Genomic DNA, 18,774 nt, shown 5'->3' on the forward strand with positions numbered 1-18,774 from the left:
GGAGTCAGCCGATGTCGCACCACCTCGACACCCCCCACGCCGCTCAGAGCGGCCAGCTCTACATCAACGACCTGTTCGTCTTCGACGGCGAGCGCGGCACCGTGTTCGTCATGGACGTGAACAGCTCGATCACCGGGGCCGACATCAAGTCCGGCTTCCAGACGGAGTCGCGCTACGAGTTCAAAATCCACTTTGACGGGCACGAGATGGAGGACCTGACCTACCGGCTGTCCTTCGGGGACGCGGACGCGCAGGGCCGGCAGCCGATGACCCTGCACGCGGTGACCGGCGCCGAGGCGCGGGACGACGGGGCGACCGGCACCATGCTGGTGGAAGGCCGGACCGGCGAGACCGCGAGCACGGACACCCTCCGACTGTGGGCGGGCCGCATCCGCGACCCGTTCTTCATCGACCTCGACCAGCTCGCGACCGTCAACGACGCGTTCAAGAACGGCGCGAAGCTGGACCGGAAGTCGTGGCGGCCGGAGAACGCGAAGAACACCTTCGCCGGCACCACCGTCGAGTCGATCGTCCTAGAGGTCGCCAAGGGCGAGAAGACGCTGCGCGACAGCGGCCCGATCGGCGTCTGGTGCCGCACCATGCTGGCCACCGACGCGGGCGGGTGGCGGCAGATCAACCGCGCCGGCCACCCCATGATGTGGCCCATCTTCTGGCCCACCGACGTCGACTTCTCCGACCCGGCGAACGTCCGGCACCCCTGCGACGACCTGCGGGCGGACGGCTCCGGGATTGCGGCGACGGTCGGACGGGTCGTGGCGGCGAACGGGACCGCGCCGGACCCGGAGGCGTACGGCTGGAGCGTGGCCCGGGCGGTCTACCCGGACCTGCTGACGTACCAGATCGGCACTCCGGCGAACTACGGCTTCGCGGTCCGCAACGGGCGCACCATGCTGGACAACGTGCCCGAGGTGATGTTCTCGCTGGTGCTGAACACCGGGATGACCTCCGGGCTCACCTCGGACGTGACCAAGGACGCCCGCTCCGACACCTTCCCGTACGTCGTGGCGGCCTGACCGCCGCGACGGACGCCCGCCCTCGCGGCCGCCGCCCCCGGGTCGGGACCCCGGGGCCGGCGGCCGCGTCCACGGTGGTGTCAGCCGACCGGCCGGGCGGCGCCGTTCCACACCGGCGGGGCGTACCCGGCCGGCTTGTCGCCGACGCCCAGGCCCGGGCTGACGATCCAGGACTGGTACTCCGGGGTGAACATCGCGTACGGCCCGGCCAGCGGTTCGGCGCTGGCCTCGTCGAGCCGGGCGCGCAGCTCGCGCGGGATCGCGAAGTCGAGCGCGGCCAGGTTGCCGTCGACCTGATCGGGGCTGCTCGCCCCGATGATCACGGAGCCGACGGCGGGTTGGGTCGCCACCCAGTTGATTGCCACCTGGGCCATGCTCCGGCCCAGCTCGCCGGCCACGCGCTCGAGCGCGTCGATCACCCGCCAGTCCCGGTCGCTCACCGGTCGCCCGTTCGCGCCCGCGGTGCCGAGCCGACCCGCACCGGTCAGCCCGTCCTCGGTCCGCCGGTACTTGCCGCTGAGCAGTCCGCCGCCGATGGGACTCCACGCGGTGAGTCCCATCCCGAGCGACTGCGCCATCGGCAGGAACTCCGGCTCGATGCCCCGGGCGACCAGGGAGTACGGCAGTTGCAGGTTGATCATCGGCGTCAGCGCGTGCGCCTCGGCGACGCTCTGCGCCCGGGCGGCGTACCAGGCGGGCACGTCGGACAGGCCGGCGTACCGGATCTTGCCCGCCCGCACCAGGTCGTCGAAGGTACGCACGACCTCCTCGACCGGGGTGATCCGGTCCCAGGTGTGCAGCAGGTACAGGTCGAGGTAGTCGGTGCCGAGCCGACGCAGCGACGCGTCCAGCGCGCGGATGATGTGCTTGCGGCCGTTGCCGCTGGCGTTCGGGTCGACGGGGTCGACGGTGTTGGTGAACTTGCTGGTCAGCACGAGCCGGTCGCGCGCTCCGGCGGACGCGATCAGCCGGCCGAGGATCTGTTCGCTCTCACCGGCGGTGTAGAAGTCCGCCGTGTCGATGAAGTTGCCGCCGGCCTCCAGGTAGCGCCGGAAGATCGGCTCGGCCTCCGCCTCGGTCTTGCCGTACGCGGCGTGGAAGCCGCCGGTGCCGAAGTTCATCGTGCCCAGCGCCAGGCGGCTCACCCGCAGCCCGGACCGGCCGAGCAGGTAGTAGTGCATTGGTATCTCAGCTTCCCTCGTCGGACGACTCACGACAGCCCGGGTCGGGCTCCCGGTCCGCAACGGTGCTCCGGCAAAATTGGACCGGCAAGTCCAAAAGCTGGCGACCGCGGCGGGTCGCCATCCACGTGGGCGCGGACGGCGCGGGACGGGCGGAGGAACCGTCCCCGCCCCGTTAGCTCCGCCACAGCCCGGGCACGCGGGCGGGCAACCCGCCGTCCGGTCGCGGCACGATCGACTCGGCTTCCTGACCGGCACGCCGGCCGCCCGGCGCCGAGCACCGCGATCAAGACGGGTGGAGCGAATCATGAGCGTGGCCGAAGACGACGCGGACCTCGTCCGGCTGGCCCAGTCGGGCGACGTGGCCGCGCTCGGCGTGCTGCTGGGACGCCACGAGGCCGGGATGCGCGCGGTCGCCCTGAGCGTGCTCGGCTACGGACCGGAGGCCGAGGACGCGGTGCAGGACGCGATGGTGGTGGCGCTGCGCCGCGTCGGCGAGGTCCGTGACCCCGCGTCCGTCGGCTCCTGGCTGCGGGCCATCGTCCGGAACAACTGCCGGATGGCGCTGCGCGCGTCCCGACCGACGCCGGTCGCCGAGCCCGAGTGGTTCGCCCTCCCGGCCGGCACGCCCACCCCGGAGGAGGCGCTGGACCGGGGCGCGCTGCGCGACTGGGTCTGGCACGCGATCGGCGGCCTCTCCGAGCCCGACCGGCTGGTGACCCTGCTCCGGTACTTCAGCGACGCGTCCTCGTACGACCACATCGCGGCCCTGTGCGGGGTGCCGGTCGGCACCGTCCGCAGCCGTCTCAGCCACGCCCGACGCACGCTCGCCGAGGGTCTGCACACGTCGGCGACGGCGGCGCACGCCGACGCGACGGCGTCGGCCGACGCGCGGTGGCGCGAGGGCCGGGACATGATCGCCGCGGCAATGCGCGGGGACTTCGACCGCGTGGTCCGCGACAGCTGGTGGCCGGACGCCGAGCTGCTGGTCCCCGGCGGGCGGCGCGGTGGCCGCGACTTCGCGGTCCGCGGCATGGCGAAGGACCTGGCCGACGGCGTACGCCAGCGCCTGCGCAACGTCGTGGCCAGCCGCGACGTGCTGATCTGGGAGACCGACCTGATCAGCCCGCCCGACGACCCGGACCACTGCCCGCCCGGCGCGCTCTGGTTGCAGCTGTTGCGGGAGGGACGGGTGCGGCAGATGCGGCTCTTCCACCCGACCCCGGCCCGGGCGGGCGCCCAGCCGGCGGCTGCCTGAGAAATCCTCGCCGCCGGGCGAACTTTCCGGTCGGCCCACGCGTCCGGTCCGCGCCAACACCCAACTCCCGCGCGGGCAGGCACCGCGCGGGCCACGGATCGGGAGACAAGTCATGGGTTCCACCAGCCACGACGCCGGCGTCCTCACCCCGGGCACGCACGAGTTCACCGTCGACGGCGTCCGGCAGGTCTACCACGTCGCCGGCACCGGCCCGGTGTGCGTGGTGCACAGCGGCGGCCCCGGCATCGCCTGGGCGTACCTGCGGATGCCCCGCATCGAGGAGCACTTCACCACGGTGTACGTCGAGCCGGTCGGCACCGGCGCCTCGGGGCGGCTCGCCAGCCGGGACGACTACCGCCTCGACACGTACGTCCGGTTCCTCGGCGCGGTGGTCGACCACCTCGGCGTGCCCCGGGTCCACCTGCTCGGCCACTCGCACGGCGGTTTCGTCGTCCAGACGTACGCGCTGGCGCACCCGGACCGGGTCGCCGGCCTCGTCCTCTACGACACCTCGGCGGTCACCGGCGCCGAGTTCTGGGCCGAGGCGATGGCCGGTCTGGCCGCGTACCCGCAGCGGCACCCGGACCGCCCCGAGGCCGCCGCGGTCCCGGCCGCCTTCCAGGAGGCCGTCACCGCCACCGACGACGACGCGCTGAGCGCCGCCCTCCGCGCCGCCATGCCGGTCTACTTCGCGGACTTCTGGTCCCGCCAGGACGAGTTCGCCGCGTTCCAGGCGGCGGTCCGGGTCTGGGCGGAGCCGGCGGGCGCCCAGGACCCGACACCGTTCGACGTCCGGGACCGGCTCGGCGAGATCATCGCGCCGACCGTGGTGATCGTCGGCGCGGACGACTTCATCTGCGGCCCGCGGTGGGCGGAGCAACTGCACGAGGGCATCAAGGACTCGCGCCTCGTGGTGCTGGGGCGCAGCGGCCACTTCGGGCACCTGGAGCAGCCGGCGGAGTTCGCCGCGGCGGTCGTCGAGCTGCTGGACCGCTGAGCGTCGGCGACGGTCGCACCCGGGTGAGACGTCACCCGGGTGCGACCGTCCGCTGTCAGCGCCGGCGTTCCTCAGCAGGTGGCGTTCAGGCCGGCCCAGTTGGCACGGTCGTTGTAGCCGCCGTCGCCGGCGTCACCGACCACCAGGTCGAGCACCCGGACGCCGGACAGGTCGACGTCGACCTGCTGGGTGGCGTCGCGGGTCACCACGCCGCTGTCGAACAGCACCCGACCGTCGCCGACCACCTGGAAGGTGGCGGTCCCGCCCTCGGGGCCGACGTTGCGCACCGCGTCGTCGATGCCGACGAGCGCGGTCAGCCGGCTGCACTGGTCGCCGACGTAGTAGCGGACCGTGGACGGGGACGCGACGCCGAGGCCGGTGGGGTGCACCTGGCCGAGCATGCTGATCGGGGACCAGCCGCCGACGCTGAGGTCGACGGTCGGGCTCATCCAGCCGCTGGTGGCGCTGATCCAGGTGTGGTGCGACAGCACGACCGCACCGTCCGGTGGCACCGGTGCGATCACCAGGCTCGACGCCGTCTGCTGCTTCAGCCGACCGTGCCCGAGCACGTCGTACGACGTGGTCGCGGTCACCGACGCGGTGCCGGCGGCGGCGGAGGCCGGCGGGGACACCGTGAACGCGTATGTGGTACGGCCGCCCGGAGCCAGCAGCAGCGGCGCCCGGTTCAGGGGCCGGACCGTCCAGCCGGCCGGCGTCGCCAGCACGACCTTCGGCGTGAACACCGGCAGCAGGCCGTCGTTGCGCACGGCGATTTCGACCCGCGCCTCGTCGCCGCCGGCGAGCACCGGCGCCGAACCGTCCGGCGTCGGAGCGCCGCCGACCTGCGTGACCTTGGGCAGGCTGGCGGTCACGTGCGGGACACCCGGCAGGCCGCGGGCCGGTGTGATCCGCAGCAGCGCCGCGCCGTGGGCGGGCACGGCCGCGCTGATCGTGCCGGCGCTCTCGGTGACCGTGTTGGTCCAGGCGTTCTTCACGGTGAACCGCGACCCGGACAGGCCGATCTTGGCGCCCGTGGTGGTCTGCACGGTCGGGCTCTCGCCCCGGTTGAGCAGCACCACGGCACGGCCGCCGTCGGCGAGCCGCTTCACCCAGGTCTCGGTCGTGCCGGCGGGACCGACGCGGACGGCCTGGACGCCGGCCTTGTCCTGGTTGACGGCGAGCATGTCCGCGTCGGCGAGGATGTCGACCGAGGTCTGGCTGAGCTTGCGGACGTCGCTACCGATCACCAGTGGCGCGGCGGCGACGGCCCACAGCGACATCTGCGTACGGAACTCCTCGTCGGTCATCCCGAGTTCGGGCGCGACGTAGTCCGGGTCGTTGAAGTGACCCGGTCCGGCGACCTCGGGGTGCCGCGCGTTCGCGTCGTAGTTGCGCAGCACGTCCTTGAACTTGATGTCCCCGACGAAGCCCACGTCGGTGTACGTGCGCCAGGACTGCGCGATCGCCGGCGCGTAGGTCCAGGAGTACGTCGACTGCTGCTCCTCCGGGTAGTCGCCCCAGTCGGGGGAGGTCACCGGGTTGCACAGGTTGAAGATGATCTGACGGCCGCTGGCGTTGTTCCGCAGCGCGTGCGCGAACTCGGTGAAGACCGTCTTCGGGTCCAGGTCCGCGGCGATCCCGCAGAGGAAGTCCACCTTCACCGCGTCGAACTCCCAGGCGGCGAACTGGTCCGCGTCGCGCTGGTAGTAGCCGCCGCTGCCGAGCCCGCACTTGCCCGGGATGTACGGTCCGGCGTCGGTGTAGATGCCCGCCCGCAGGCCCTTGCCATGGATGTAGTCGACCAGCGGCTTCAACCCGTTCGGGAAGCGGGTCCGGTCGGCCTGCAGGTCACCGGCGGCGGTCCGGGGCTCCGGGTCCTGCCAGCCGCCGTCCAGCCAGACGATGTCGTAGCCGGCCTTCGCGAGACCGCGGTCGACCAGGGCGTCCGAGACCTCCCGCACCGACTGCTCCGAGAAGTTGCCGCCGAGGCCGAAGTACGTGTTCCAGCCCTGGTACGGCGTGGGGCTCAGCAGTTGCTGAGCGGCCGGCGCCGCGCCGGCTCCCGGGCCGGCCGCGGGGGCGGCCTGGGCGGGTGCGGGCACGGTCAGCAGACCGGCCGTGAGCGCGAACAGGGCGGTGAGCACAGGTCGTTTCACATTGGAATCCTTTGCTGCCGGGGGGACGGGCGGACGCCACGGGCCGGCGGCGCGGACGCGAGGCGCCGCACCGCCGGCACTCCTGAGCTTTGTTTCCAGGATCTTGCATGCGTTACGGCAAGGTGTCAATATTAATTCGTAAATTACGAGTTCATGGCTGGTCGGCGACCGGTGGGCATTCGGCTCGACCAGGTCGCGAGGCCGGACGGTGGCGGTGACGACGACCCCGCTTCCGCGTGCCGGCACTGTGGATGGTCGCCCTCGGTGTGTGGAGTGCCTGGGCAGCGGGCCAGGACCGGCGGGGTCGCGTGTTTCGCCGGCGGGACCGGGGGTAGGGCGAAAAGGCCTGCTCAGCCCAGCTCCATGGAGGTATTCGTCCAGTGGATTCCAGCAAGCCCGCGAAGGCGGTCAAGGACGTCGTCGAGGCCGCCGCGGGGAAGGTGGCCGACGCCCTGACGCCGGATGTGCCCGGCGCGCCGGGCAGCGCCGCGCCGACCGTCGACGAGCCGACCGCACCGCACGACCCACTGCCCCCGAAGAAGGAACAGGGTTCACCGGAGACCCGTACGCCCACCGGAGCCGAGACCGGCGCGCCCGCGACCGCGAACGGTCAGCAGGGGGCCTTCCTCACCACCGCGCAGGGCGCGCGGCTGCGTGACACGGACCACTCGCTGAAGGCCGGGCCGCGCGGCCCGGTCCTGCTCCAGGACCACCACCTACGCGAGAAGATCACGCACTTCGACCACGAACGCATTCCGGAGCGGGTGGTGCACGCCCGTGGCGCCGGGGCGCACGGCGTGTTCACGAGCTACGGCACTGCCGAGGGCGTCACCAGGGCCGGCTTCCTCGCCAAGGGCCGAGAGACGCCGGTCTTCGTCCGGTTCTCCACGGTGCTCGGCTCGCGCGGGTCGGCCGACACGGTCCGCGACACCCGCGGCTTCGCGACGAAGTTCTACACCGACGAGGGCACCTTCGATCTCGTCGGCAACAACATGCCGGTCTTCTTCATCCAGGACGCCATCAAGTTCCCGGACATCATCCACGCCGCGAAGCCGCATCCCGACCGGGAGATCCCGCAGGCCCAGAGCGCGCACGACACGTTCTGGGACTTCGTGTCCCTGCACACCGAGGCTCAGCACCACACGATGTGGAACATGTCCGACCGGGGCATCCCGCGCTCGTACCGGACGATGGAGGGCTTCGGCGTGCACACCTTCCGCCTCGTCAACGCGGCCGGGGAGACGGCGCTGGCCAAGTTCCACTGGAAGCCCAAGCTGGGCGTGCACTCGCTGACCTGGGAGGAGGCGCAACTCCTGGGCGGTGTGGACCCGGACTTCCACCGCCGGGACCTGTACGACGCAATCGAGGCCGGCGCGTTCCCCGAGTGGGAACTCGGCATCCAGGTCTTCCCCGACACCCCGGAGGAGACCTTCGCCGGGATCGACCTGCTCGACCCGACGAAGATCGTGCCGGAGGAGCTCGCACCGGTCCAGCCGGTGGGACGGTTGACGCTCAACCGGACCCCCACCAACTTCTTCGCCGAGACCGAGCAGGTCGCCTTCCATCTCGGCCACCTGCCGCCCGGCATCGACGTCACGAACGACCCGCTGCTCCAGGGGCGGCTCTTCTCGTACGTCGACACGCAGCTCACGCGGCTCGGCGGCCCGAACTTCCCGCAGATCCCGATCAACCGCCCGCACGCTCCGGTCAACGACATGCTGCGAGACGGCTTCCACCAGCACGCCGTCCACGCGGGAGTCGCGCCGTACCGGCCGAACTCCCTCGACGGCGGCAACCCGTTCCGCGCCGGTGACGGCGAGAACGCATTCGTCGACGTGCCGGTCACGGTGGCGGAGGCGCCCAAGGTACGCGCGAACCCGTCGTCGTTCGACGACCACTTCAGCCAGGTCCGGCTGTTCTGGCTGAGCATGTCGCCGGTCGAGAAGGAGCACATCGTCCGCGCCTACACCTTCGAGCTGGGCAAGTGCTACCACCAGGCGATGCGGGAACGTCAGCTCCAGTGCCTCGCGAACATCGACCCGGTGCTGTGCCGGCAGGTGGCGACCGGGCTGGGGCTGCCCGCGCCGGAGCCGACCGTGCCGCTCGCCGACGTCGAGCCCAGCCCCGCCCTGTCGCAGGTGGGCAGGGAGTGGCCGGCCGACGGCCGGACCGTCGGGATCGTCGTCGACTCCGACAGCGACCTCGACGCGGTCGGCCAGGTACGCCGGGCCGTGACCGCCGCCGGCATGGTGCCGCTTCTGATCGCCCCGCACGGCGGCCGGGTGGGCGACCTGCCCGTGCAGCGGACGTTCGCGACCGCCCGATCGGTCGAGTTCGACGCGGTGCTGCTGGCCGCGACCCCGGCACCGGCACCGGACGCGGTGGCCGCGCGCGACGACAAGGCCGGCGCGACGAACACGGTGGCGACTGATCCACGGGTCCTGCTCCTGATCGACGAGGCCTGGCGGCACGCCAAAGCGATCGGCGCCTGGGGGGCCGGCGTGCCCGCGCTGCGGCAGGCGGGCCTGACCGACACGCCCGGCGTCGTCACGGGCGACAGCGGGACGGACGTGCTCGCCGACGTGCAGCGGCTGATGGCCGCCCACCGCGTGTGGGAACGGTTCCCCGCGTCGATCGCCTGAGGCCGCCGGTCGCCCTCGCGGGGTCGTCCTCCCTCCCGGGAGGACGACCCCAGGCGTCTGGGGCCGTCGACGAGCGCGGCAGCGCTCGGTCACGATGTCACCGGGCGACGCCTCTCACGCCCGCAGCCTCGCCGCGGCGACGCCCATCAGCAGCAGGCTCGGCAGGAAGAAGAGGCCGACCGACGCCGCGCCGACCAGCACTCCCACGGCGAGCAGACCCGTCGTGCCCGCGGCCACCGCGCGCCGCCCCCGCCGTGGCGCGAGCAGCGGTGCCGCGCACAGCGCCACCGGGACGGCGGCGACAGCCGCCACCCGCCAACCGTCCCGGGCGAGGAGGCTCTCCCGCCGCCTCTCCTCGGGAGCCACCGGTGCCGCGGTGGGCGTGGCCGCCGGCGACGACGGTCGCGCACGGGACTCGACCGTCGTGCTCACCGGAAGCAGCACGAGCAGCAGGCCCGCCACGACGGCGGCCAACAGCGCCGACACGAGCCACCACCGGCCGGGCTGCGGTCCGGGCGATCCCCGCACCAGGAGCTTCTTCGTCGCCGACATGCGCGCTCCTCTCCCGCCTCGCCCCCGTCAGGCCGGACGGCCGGGCGGGCCTGGATGTGACACCGCAGCCCTGGCTGGAGCCTGCCACAGCGCGGCAACGCGGTGCGGGTTTGCGGCCTGACGACGGGTACTTCGCGGTAGCTCCGTTCGTCGCCATGCCGTCTTCACGGATGATTCACGAGACCGGCACGATCCGCTGGCTAGCGTCGTCCTCGCATGATCAACCGAACTCACCCACCGACGCCCGAGCCGCGGACCCGCGCGCCGATGGCGCGGGTTCGCAGGAGATGAGGGCGACATGGAACTTGATCGCAGGCGGTTCATCGCCATCGGTGGCGCCGTCGCCGCCGCCGGGCTGCTGCCCGGCACCGCCGCCCAGGCGGACGCGGGCGACGAGCGCGAGCACGGCGGACACGGCGAGCCGGAGGGCATGTGGCTGCCGGGTGACACCCACGTCCACGACGACCACTCGTCGGACGGCAGCGCGCCGCGTCAGCTGTCCGACCAGCGCGACCCGGGGAACCTCCCGGTCAGCGACCAGATCAGCTACGCCGAGTCGGTCGGCCTGGCCTTCCTGCCGCTCACCGACCACCGCACGTTCGACCAGCACTGGGACCCGCTGTGGCGCTCGGACAAGCTGCTGCTCCTCACCGGTGAGGAGGTGAACGGCTCGCCGCACGCCGTCGTGCTCGGCGCCGTCGACACGGTGGTGGACGGCGCCAACCCGCCCGGCTCGGCGGCGTTCCGGCACGTTCAGCAGTCCATCTGGGACGCGCACGCGCAGAACGCGTTCTGGTCCGTCGCCCACCCGGACGACGGCGAGTACACCTCGGCCACCGGGCCGAACGACAACGCCAGCGCCCAGGGAGTCGACGCCGTCGAGCTCTGGAACGCGAGCAGCAACCCGGACGTCGAGATCGAGTACGCCGAGAACCGCTGGAACCACGGCTTCCGCTTCGGTGGGGTCGCGGCCAGCGACAGCCACTTCAAGGAGCTGCGCCCGGCCAGCGCTCCGGGGCGGCCCACCACCTGGGTCTTCGCCGCCGAGCGCTCGGTCCGCGCCATCCTCGACGCGCTGAAGGCCGGTCGTACGACGCTGTCACTCGGCCCGGACGGGCCCTTCGCGACGATCGAGGCCGACGTGGACGGCGACGGCCGCTTCGAGGCGATCGGCGGCGACGAGGTGATCGTCGGCGACCGCCGCCTGCCGAAGCGGGCCACGCTGCGGGTGCGGGTCAAGGCCGCCGCCGGCATGCGGGTGCTCGTGTACGCCGCCCCGGGCCGCTCGGCCGGGCCGGTCGCCACCTACGTCCCGGCGGCCGACGACCAGACCTACCTGCTCCCGCTCACGCTGAGCGGCGACCACACCTGGTACCGGGTGGAGGTCCGCGCCCCCGGTGAGCTCTCCGGGCGCGAGGCCGACCCGAACCTGCCCGACCAGCTGCGCGCCGCCACGTCGCCGGTCTTCGTGTCGGTGAAACGGCCCGCCGTACCGGCTCCCGAGATCGCGCTCCCGGCGCCCGCCGGCGCGGCCGACCGGGCCGACCTGGTGCTGGGCGAGCGGAGCGGCTTCGCCGGGTTCGCCGACGTCGCCGTCGAGGGTCGGATCACCCACGTCGTCGCCGAGGTCCACGAGGGTCACCGGACGGCGGTGGTCTACCGCCGGCTCGACGGGCACGGAGACCGGCACGCGGACAAGGGCGAAACGCTGTCCGGCCAGTCCGGCACGGCCCGGGCTCCGCGGGTGGTGGCCTCCGGCGACGACGTCTGGGTGGTCTGGCAGGACGCGCGGGGCCAGGAGCGGCCGCACCGGCCGGGCATCTGGCTGCGCCACAGCGGCAACGGCGGCCGCAGCTTCGCGCCGGCGGTGAAGCTGAGCACCGGGCATGGTCGCGCCGAGCAGCCGGCGCTCGCCGTCCTCGACGGCCGGCACCCGGTGGTCGCCTGGGCGGAGAACAGCGGCGGCGCGTTCGACGTGCACGTCCAGGTCGTCGGCGTCGACCGGGCACCGGTCAACGTCTCGGCGGCCGGCAAGGTCATCGTCCCCGGCACGCCCGAGGACGCCCGCTCGCCGATCCACCCGGCTTCCCTGTTCCCCGCGGTCGCGGTGACCCGGGCCGGGCGGATCGTGGTGACCTGGCAGGACAACCGGTTCGACCCCGACGCGGGCTGGACCGGTCACACCCCGCCCGCCGGCCAGCCCGCCGGCGGCGGCACCAACCCCGACAACTGGGAGATCCTGGCCGCGGTGCGGCCCGGTTCGGGCCGCCGCTGGGGTTCGCCGGTGCGGGTCAGCGCCAACGACGACGCCGCCGACCGGCACCCGGCCGTGGCGGTGGACCGGGACGGCGCGTACGTGGTGGTCTGGGAGACTAAGGCGCTCTCCGCCGCCGGAGTGAATCTCACCCTGCGCGCGAGCCGGTCCACCGACGGCGTGACCTGGTCCGCTGCCGAGGCTGTCGCGCTCGACCCGAACGCGATGAGCCAGCGGCCCCGGGTCGCCGCCGACCCCGACGGCGCGATTCGCGTCGTCTGGTACGACTCCCGCTCCGCCGACTGGCGCTGGAAGGTCCTCACCTCCCGCCGGACGGCGTCGGGCTGGACGCCTCCGCTGCCGGCCGGCACCCTCGGCAACAACACCTGGCCGGCCGTCGACAACGGAGTGGTGGTCTTCACCAGCGACCGCCGCGCCGAGCGCAGCCAGCGCGACGGCACCCAGGAGATCTACCTGGTGCGGCAGCACTGACGGGGCGGTGGGGCGCCGGCCGGCCGCGTCGGCGCCCCACCCACGCCACCGGCTGACATTCACGGTGAATACCCGATCACCCACCGGCGGCCCGCTCGGCGTGATGCTCTGAGCCCGTCCCCTCCTGGCACGGTCCTGCGGCGACCCGATCGAGAAATCTCCGGGTCGGATGTCGAACGGGGCTCCCCCGGCCTCGACCACCGGGTAGAGGGCGGCCCGGCCGGGCCGACGGAGACGAAGGAGCGGATCGATGACGACGGTCATGACCGGGGCGACGATGTCGCTCGACGGCTACATCGCGGACGCGTCCCACGGCGGGTTCGAACACCTCTTCCAGTGGTACGCCAACGGCGACGTCGAGACGCCGACGGCGGATCCGACGATGACCTTCCGCACCTCGGCGGCGAGCGCGCGGCACCTGCGCGAGCTGAACGAGAGGACCGGCGCGCTGGTCGTCGGCCGCCGCCTGTTCGACATCACCAAGGGGTGGGGTGGCCGGCACCCGATGGACGTGCCGGTCGTCGTCGTCACGCACCACGTGCCCGACGGCTGGGAGCGCGAGAACGAGTCGTTCGTCTTCGTCACCGACGGCATCGAGCGCGCGATCGCGCGTGCGAAGGCCATCGCGGGCGACAAGCACGTCGGCGTCAACGGCGGCACGATCGCGACGCAGGTCATCGAGGCCGGCCTGCTCGACGAGGTCCACGTCGACCTCGTGCCGGTGCTGCTCGGTGGCGGCATCCCGCTCTTCGCCGACCTGGGGATCGCGCCCGTCCTGCTCGACGGGCCGACGCGCGTCGTCGAGGGCACCGGCGTGACGCACCTCGCGTACCGGGTCCGCAGCGCGGGCTGACGCGCCGCCCCGGTGCCAGACGTGTGTGGGGCTGACGGCGGTCGCCGTCAGCCCCACACGTGTCAGCCTCGGCCGGTCAGGAGATCGGCCCGAACGCCGTCGGGTCGCCCCACGCACCGCCGCCCGCCGGGGTGCCGGGATAGAGCAGGACCCGCCCGGTGGCGGCCTCCCCCGCGACGAGGTCGTCGTAGCTGTCCTGGTCGAACCGGAGCGCGGCGAGCTCGTCACGGCCCGCCCAGCCGCCGGCGGCGATCTCGACCCGACCGCCGAGCGAGCCTCCGGCGGCGGTGCCGGGGTAGAGCCACAGCTTGCCGGTCGCCTTCTCCACGGCGACCATGTCGTCGTACGCGTCCCGGTTGAACCGGCCGCGCGCCACCGCGCCGAGGTCGTTCCAGTTGCCGGACTCGATGATGGCGCTCGCGCCCCAACTGCTGCCGGCGGCGGTCCCCGGGTAGAGCCGCAGCTTCCCGGTGGACTTCTCCACGCCCGCCACGTCGTCGTACTCGTCGGCGTTGAACCGGCCCGCGGTCAGCCGCTCCAGCCCCAGCCAGTTCGTCCCGACCGGCTTGTCACCGCGCCCGCCCCAGTAGGTGCCGGCCGCCGTGCCGGGGTAGAGCCACAGGCTGCCCGTGCTCATCTCGATGGCCAGCAGGTCGTCGTACGCGTCGCGGTTGAAGCGACCGACCGTGAGGTCCCGGTAGCCGTTCCAGCCGCTGCCGACGGCGATCCGCCGGCCCCAGGTGCCGGCGCCGGTGCCCGGGTAGAGCCACAGCCGCCCGGTCCCCTTCTCGACGCCGATCAGGTCGGCGTACTGGTCGCGGTTGAACTCACCGGTCACGGTCTCGAGCAGGCCGTGCGGCTGGAGGGAGGGCACGCGGCCGACCGGCTGCACCCGGGCGCCCAGCGCGCCGCCGGCGGTCGTGCCGGGGTAGAGCCACACCTGGTCACCTTCGACCGCGATCAGGTCGTCGTAGCCGTCCGGGTTGAGCCGGCCGGCCGCGACCGCGGTCAGCCCCTTCCCGCCGGTGGCGATGGTGGCCACCGCGCCCCAGTTCGATCCGCCGGCGGCGGTGCCCGGGTACATCATGAGGTCGCCGCTGGCCTTGTCCACCGTCACCAGGTCGTCGTAGCTGTCCCGGTTGAACCGACCGGCGACCAGCTCACGCTTGCCCGTCCAGCCGCTGAAGCCGATGTCGTCGATGGTGCCCCAGAGTGAGCCGCCCGCGGCCGTGCCAGGGTACAGCTTGAGCTTGCCGGTGGAGAGCTGGACGCCGGCCAGGTCCTCGTAGCCGTCCCGGTTGAACCGGCCGACGACCAGGTCGCTGACGTCCTGCCAGTTGACGCCGGCCACCACCCGGTCGCCGAACCCGCCGCCGGGCGTGCCGGGGAACAGCCAGAGGGTGTTGGTGGACGTCTCGATGCCGAGCAGGTCGTCGTACGCGTCGCCGTCGAACTGGCCGGCGACCAGGTCGCGGTAGCCGCTCCAGTTGGTCTCCGGCTCGATCCGCACCGGGTCGCCCCAGACCAGGTCCGTGGACGTGCCGGGGCGGAGCCACAGCCGGCCGGTGCCCGGCTCCACGGCGATCAGGTCGTCGCGGCCGTCCCGCGTGAACTCCCCGACGACCGTGTTGGACAGCGCGTACGGCTGGTAGCGGGTGCTCTGCCGGAACCAGTCGCCCAGGTCGTCGAGCCGGGTCTGGGTGGCGCCGACGCGTGTCTCGGTCTCGCCGAGGCAGCCGTGCTGCCAGCTGGTGTTGTTGAGCGCCACCAGTTCGACCTGCGCGCCGCTCTCACGGAAGGCCGGGCCGCCCGCGTCCCCCTTGCAGATCGTGGCCCCGGCGGAGGTGCCGGTGACGTCGATCGTCGTGGCGCCCACCGTGCCGACGCTGAACGTGGCGGTGTGCAGCCGGTCGGGCACCCACTCGGTCGCGGTGCGGCCGTAGCCGGTGACGCGCAGGGTCTCCGCGGCCGCGGGCGGCGCGGCGGACCACGCCACCGGCGCCACGTCGGTGACCGGTGCGGACAGCTCGGCGAGCGCGACGTTGCGGGTCGGGTGTGGAACGACGGTCGTGACCGCCAGTCGGTGCCCTGCGGCGCCGGCGAGGTTCGTCCGTCCGACGAGCGCGCTCGTCGGACGGCTGGGCGCTCCCTCGACGACCGGAGTCGTGCCGTCGGTGAGGCAGGTCTTCGCGGTGACGAGCCACCGGCTGGCGACGAGGGCGCCGGTGCAGCTGCGCAGGTCGCCGAAGGTCACCTTGGCGGTGAACGGGTAGCCGCCGTCGGGGACGTCCTCACCGCCCGAGACCGCCGAGGCGGCGCCGCCGGCGAGCACTCCGGCGGCCAGCCCGGCCACCAGCAGGGCCGCGCCCCAGGTGCGTGCAGACCTACGTGACAAGATCGTTCTTCCCGTCTCCCGTGACTGTTGCCCGCCGGTGTCCGGCCGGCCACCGCAGGTTACTGACGTCGATGCGTCGCCGCGCCCCGCGAGGATGAAGCGGGCAATTCATCGCCCGAGCGTCCGGTATGGACCGACTGCGGCTCGCCGGCGCGGAGAACTGTTATCCCCGCGCGGCCGGCCGGTCTCCTGAGGGGAGGCGTCGGTGGGATTTCCACCGGCGCCCCCCGCCGACGACGGCGCGACCCCAGGGAGTGGAGACGATGCACGGAACAGGTCGGGGTGCCGCCGACACCGACGAGGCACGCGGGCGCACCGGGCCCTCGGGTGGCGGGGCGCGACGGGGTGCCCACGCGGCACCGTCGGGTGGCCTGGGGCGCCGGACCTCGAAGAGGGTGGTGGCACCGGTCCTGGCGGCTGCCGCGGTCGCCGTCCTGGCGGCCGGGGCGATCGTCGTGTTCCGGCCGGGCGGATCGACACCAGCTGCGACGGCGACGCAGGCGGTCGAGGCGCTGCCGTCCGCGACTCCACTCGTCAGCCCGCCCGCGGCGACCATGCCTGCCGCGACGCCGTCCCCGGCGACCTCGACGCCGACGCCGAAGCCCTCGACGAAGCCGACGCCGGCCCGGCCGGCCGCCCCGGCGCCCTCGGTCACCTCGACGAAGAAGGGCGTCGGCGTCTGGACGTTCGACGGCGTCAGCCAGGCCCTGGCCAACTCCACGGCGGGTTGGTACTACACCTGGAACGTCGGCCATCAGGGCGTCACGACCCCGAAGGGCGCCGAGTTCGTGCCGATGATCTGGGGGGCGAAGAGCGTCACGGCGAGCAACCTGCAGCAGGCCAGGGGAAACGGCCGCTACCTGCTCGGGTTCAACGAGCCGGACATGGGCGGCCAGGCCAACATGAGCGTGGAGCAGGCCCTGGACCTGTGGCCGCAACTGGAGGCGACCGGTCTCCCGCTGGGCAGCCCGGCGGTGGCCTGGGGCGGGGACCGGCCAGGCGGGTGGCTCGACCGGTTCATGTCCGGTGCGAAGCAGCGCGGCTACCGGGTCGACTTCATCGCCCTGCACTGGTACGGCGGCGACTTCTCGACCACCAACGCGGTCAACCAGCTCAGGTCCTACCTTGAGGCGGTCCACGACCGGTACGGGCTGCCGATCTGGCTCACCGAGTTCGCGCTGATCGACTTCGCCGACGGGGTTCGGTTCCCCCGCCAGGACCAGCAGGCCGCGTTCCTCACCGCCGCGACCCGGATGCTGAGCGGGCTGCCCTGGTTGCACCGGTACGCCTGGTTCGGCCTGCCCGCCACGGACAAGGACCAGACCGGGCTCTTCCGGACCGGCGTCGAGGCGACGGCGGTGGGCCGCGCCTTCCGGGCCGCGCGCTGACGCCACTGACGGAGCCCGCCCGGTGCGACTCGCCGACCCTGGCCGCCGCGGCGGCGGCGGGCCGGGCGGGCCGGGCAGTGGGCGGGCGGGCGGGCGACACAGCGGTACGTAGCGGGAACGTGACAGTCGCGAGACCCAACGGTCCGCCCACGTCGGGCACCGTGACGCCATGAGTCAGCAACGGGTGATCCTGGGTGCGCTCGTCGCGGTCGTGCTGTCGGTCTGCGGCCTCGCCGTCGCCGCCCCCGTCCTCGTCCCACTCGCCCGTGGCCCGAACCTCTACGAGGTGACCGAGGTCCGGGACGGTAACGGAGCAGACACGGTGCAGGTGCGGGTCGACAGTCGGGTCGGCGGCCACCACCGATCGACGCTCTGGGGGCTGGACGACGGCGGCTCGGGAGAGGACCGGTCCATCGACCAGCCGCGGCCCGCCCGCACCGAGGATTGCGCGGACGACGACTGCTACCGCGTGGTGCCCGGCCAACTGCGCGTGGACCACCGGCGCGGCGATGCAGCCGGGTACACCGTGGCGTGGGAGATCAGCGGTACCGAGTACCGCCGGCTCGCGCGGGCGCTGCCGGAACTCGGCGATCCGGCGGCCCACCTGTCGTCACGGTCGCTGGTCGTGCACAAGGTCGGCGAAGGCCATGTGGTGTTCGTCGCCAACGGCCGCGACGGCGTGCTCTACCGAGACGTCGCCGGTGGGTGGCACCGGCTGGGGTATCCGCAGGGAGGCGAGGGCTACTACTTCGAGCTGCCCCCGCGATTGAGCACCGACCCCCGCCCACTCGACCTGACCTGGTATGCGGTCGGGACGGTGGTGCTGCTGGTCGGGGCGGCGGGAGCGGTCGCGGCCGTGGTCCGCGGGCCCCGCCGCCGGGCAACGGTGTGGCAGGTGCCCCTGGTGGCGCTGGTGGCCGGGGCGGTGACCCTGGTGGCCGCCAACTATCCGGGCGTCGGCATGTTCCCGGGCATCGTCTACGCGGTGCCCGTCATCCTCACCACGCTGGTGCTCGGCTGCGCGGTCGCGGTCGCTATCGCCCGACGCCCCGGTGCACCCGCACCGTCCGGTCGATGAGCTCACGCAGCGCGCCCTCGTCGACGCCGTCGAGCCGCTTCAGGTAGAGACAGCCCTTCCCGGCCTTGTACGGGCCGAGCCGGGCGAGCACCGACGCGTGCCGCTCCTCGAAGCCGCCCACCAGGTAGACGACGAGTTGCTGCTTGCGCGGCGAGAAGCCGACCAGTGGCCAGTCGCCCGCGCGCCCGCTCTCGTAGGTGTAGCGATAGCTGCCGAAGCCGACGATGCTCGGGCCCCACATCACCGCGGGTTCGCCGGTCAGCTCCCCCATGATCGCGCGGAGGCGCGCCGCGTCGGCGCGACGGCGCTCGTCGGGGACCGCGGCGAGGAAGTCGTCGACGCTCGCGTCGGTCGGCACGGTCACCGGCTGCTTCGAAGTCGCCATGCCGGTCATGCTCCCAGACGGATACGACACGGAGGCCGACACCCGCGCTCCCGCGCGTCGCCGGCGCCGCGCCGCGCCGGCAGGGTTCGCCGCTCGGGCCGCGGGCGCG

Annotated in this window: 13 protein-coding genes; 8 read left to right on the forward strand and 5 right to left on the reverse strand. The window is 73.2% G+C overall.

Annotated features, from left to right (window positions below):
* Positions 1-11 precede the first annotated feature (11 nt).
* A complete protein-coding gene (locus O7603_RS11970; protein ID WP_281575784.1) occupies positions 12-1,034 on the forward strand; it encodes a DUF4331 family protein in 1,023 nt (340 codons plus the stop codon).
* Between the two features lie 80 nt (positions 1,035-1,114).
* Here O7603_RS11970 and O7603_RS11975 read toward each other — a convergent pair whose 3' ends face one another.
* Positions 1,115-2,215 carry an aldo/keto reductase gene (locus O7603_RS11975; protein ID WP_281575785.1) on the reverse strand — a complete coding sequence of 367 codons (1,101 nt, stop codon included), beginning with the start codon at positions 2,213-2,215 and terminating at the stop codon, positions 1,115-1,117.
* A gap of 307 nt (positions 2,216-2,522) precedes the next feature.
* Between O7603_RS11975 and O7603_RS11980 the strand changes: the two genes are divergently transcribed.
* Positions 2,523-3,473, forward strand: a complete 951-nt coding sequence (locus O7603_RS11980; RefSeq protein ID WP_281575786.1) for a sigma-70 family RNA polymerase sigma factor — start codon at positions 2,523-2,525, stop codon at positions 3,471-3,473.
* Positions 3,474-3,585: 112 nt separating this feature from the next.
* Positions 3,586-4,470, forward strand: a complete 885-nt coding sequence (locus O7603_RS11985; protein WP_281575787.1) for an alpha/beta hydrolase — start codon at positions 3,586-3,588, stop codon at positions 4,468-4,470.
* Positions 4,471-4,541: 71 nt separating this feature from the next.
* Here O7603_RS11985 and O7603_RS11990 read toward each other — a convergent pair whose 3' ends face one another.
* Positions 4,542-6,626 (reverse strand): NPCBM/NEW2 domain-containing protein, encoded by a 2,085-nt coding sequence (locus O7603_RS11990; RefSeq protein ID WP_281575788.1) that lies wholly within the window; start codon positions 6,624-6,626, stop codon positions 4,542-4,544.
* 380 nt (positions 6,627-7,006) lie between these two features.
* On the opposite strand from O7603_RS11990, the gene O7603_RS11995 reads away from it, so the two are divergent.
* A complete protein-coding gene (locus tag O7603_RS11995) occupies positions 7,007-9,268 on the forward strand; it encodes a catalase (protein ID WP_281575789.1) in 2,262 nt (753 codons plus the stop codon).
* A gap of 114 nt (positions 9,269-9,382) precedes the next feature.
* On the opposite strand, the gene O7603_RS12000 is transcribed toward O7603_RS11995, so the two are convergent.
* Positions 9,383-9,820 carry a hypothetical protein gene (locus O7603_RS12000; protein WP_281575790.1) on the reverse strand — a complete coding sequence of 146 codons (438 nt, stop codon included), beginning with the start codon at positions 9,818-9,820 and terminating at the stop codon, positions 9,383-9,385.
* A 298-nt stretch (positions 9,821-10,118) separates the two neighbouring features.
* On the opposite strand from O7603_RS12000, the gene O7603_RS12005 reads away from it, so the two are divergent.
* Both O7603_RS12005 and O7603_RS12010 read left to right on the forward strand, forming a co-directional pair.
* Positions 10,119-12,566, forward strand: a complete 2,448-nt coding sequence (locus O7603_RS12005) for a CehA/McbA family metallohydrolase (RefSeq protein ID WP_281575791.1) — start codon at positions 10,119-10,121, stop codon at positions 12,564-12,566.
* Between the two features lie 250 nt (positions 12,567-12,816).
* Complete coding sequence (locus tag O7603_RS12010; RefSeq protein ID WP_281575792.1) at positions 12,817-13,419, forward strand: dihydrofolate reductase family protein; 603 nt, start codon at positions 12,817-12,819, stop codon at positions 13,417-13,419.
* Positions 13,420-13,495: 76 nt separating this feature from the next.
* On the opposite strand, the gene O7603_RS12015 is transcribed toward O7603_RS12010, so the two are convergent.
* A complete protein-coding gene (locus tag O7603_RS12015) occupies positions 13,496-15,814 on the reverse strand; it encodes a trypsin-like serine protease (RefSeq protein WP_281575793.1) in 2,319 nt (772 codons plus the stop codon).
* A gap of 398 nt (positions 15,815-16,212) precedes the next feature.
* Here O7603_RS12015 and O7603_RS12020 point away from each other — a divergent pair, with 398 nt between their 5' ends.
* Together O7603_RS12020 and O7603_RS12025 are read left to right on the forward strand one after the other, a co-directional pair.
* A complete protein-coding gene (locus tag O7603_RS12020; protein WP_281575794.1) occupies positions 16,213-17,202 on the forward strand; it encodes a glycosyl hydrolase in 990 nt (329 codons plus the stop codon).
* A gap of 169 nt (positions 17,203-17,371) precedes the next feature.
* On the forward strand, positions 17,372-18,280 hold the full coding sequence (locus O7603_RS12025; protein ID WP_281575795.1) for a hypothetical protein: 909 nt from the start codon (positions 17,372-17,374) through the stop codon (positions 18,278-18,280).
* On the opposite strand, the gene O7603_RS12030 is transcribed toward O7603_RS12025, so the two are convergent.
* Positions 18,237-18,665 (reverse strand): DUF1801 domain-containing protein, encoded by a 429-nt coding sequence (locus O7603_RS12030; protein ID WP_281575796.1) that lies wholly within the window; start codon positions 18,663-18,665, stop codon positions 18,237-18,239. The two genes, O7603_RS12025 and O7603_RS12030, sit on opposite strands and share 44 nt — an antisense overlap.
* Positions 18,666-18,774: the final 109 nt, after the last annotated feature.

Origin of the sequence: Micromonospora sp. WMMD812 (assembly GCF_027497215.1) — a bacterium.
Classification (GTDB): Bacteria; Actinomycetota; Actinomycetes; order Mycobacteriales; family Micromonosporaceae; genus Micromonospora.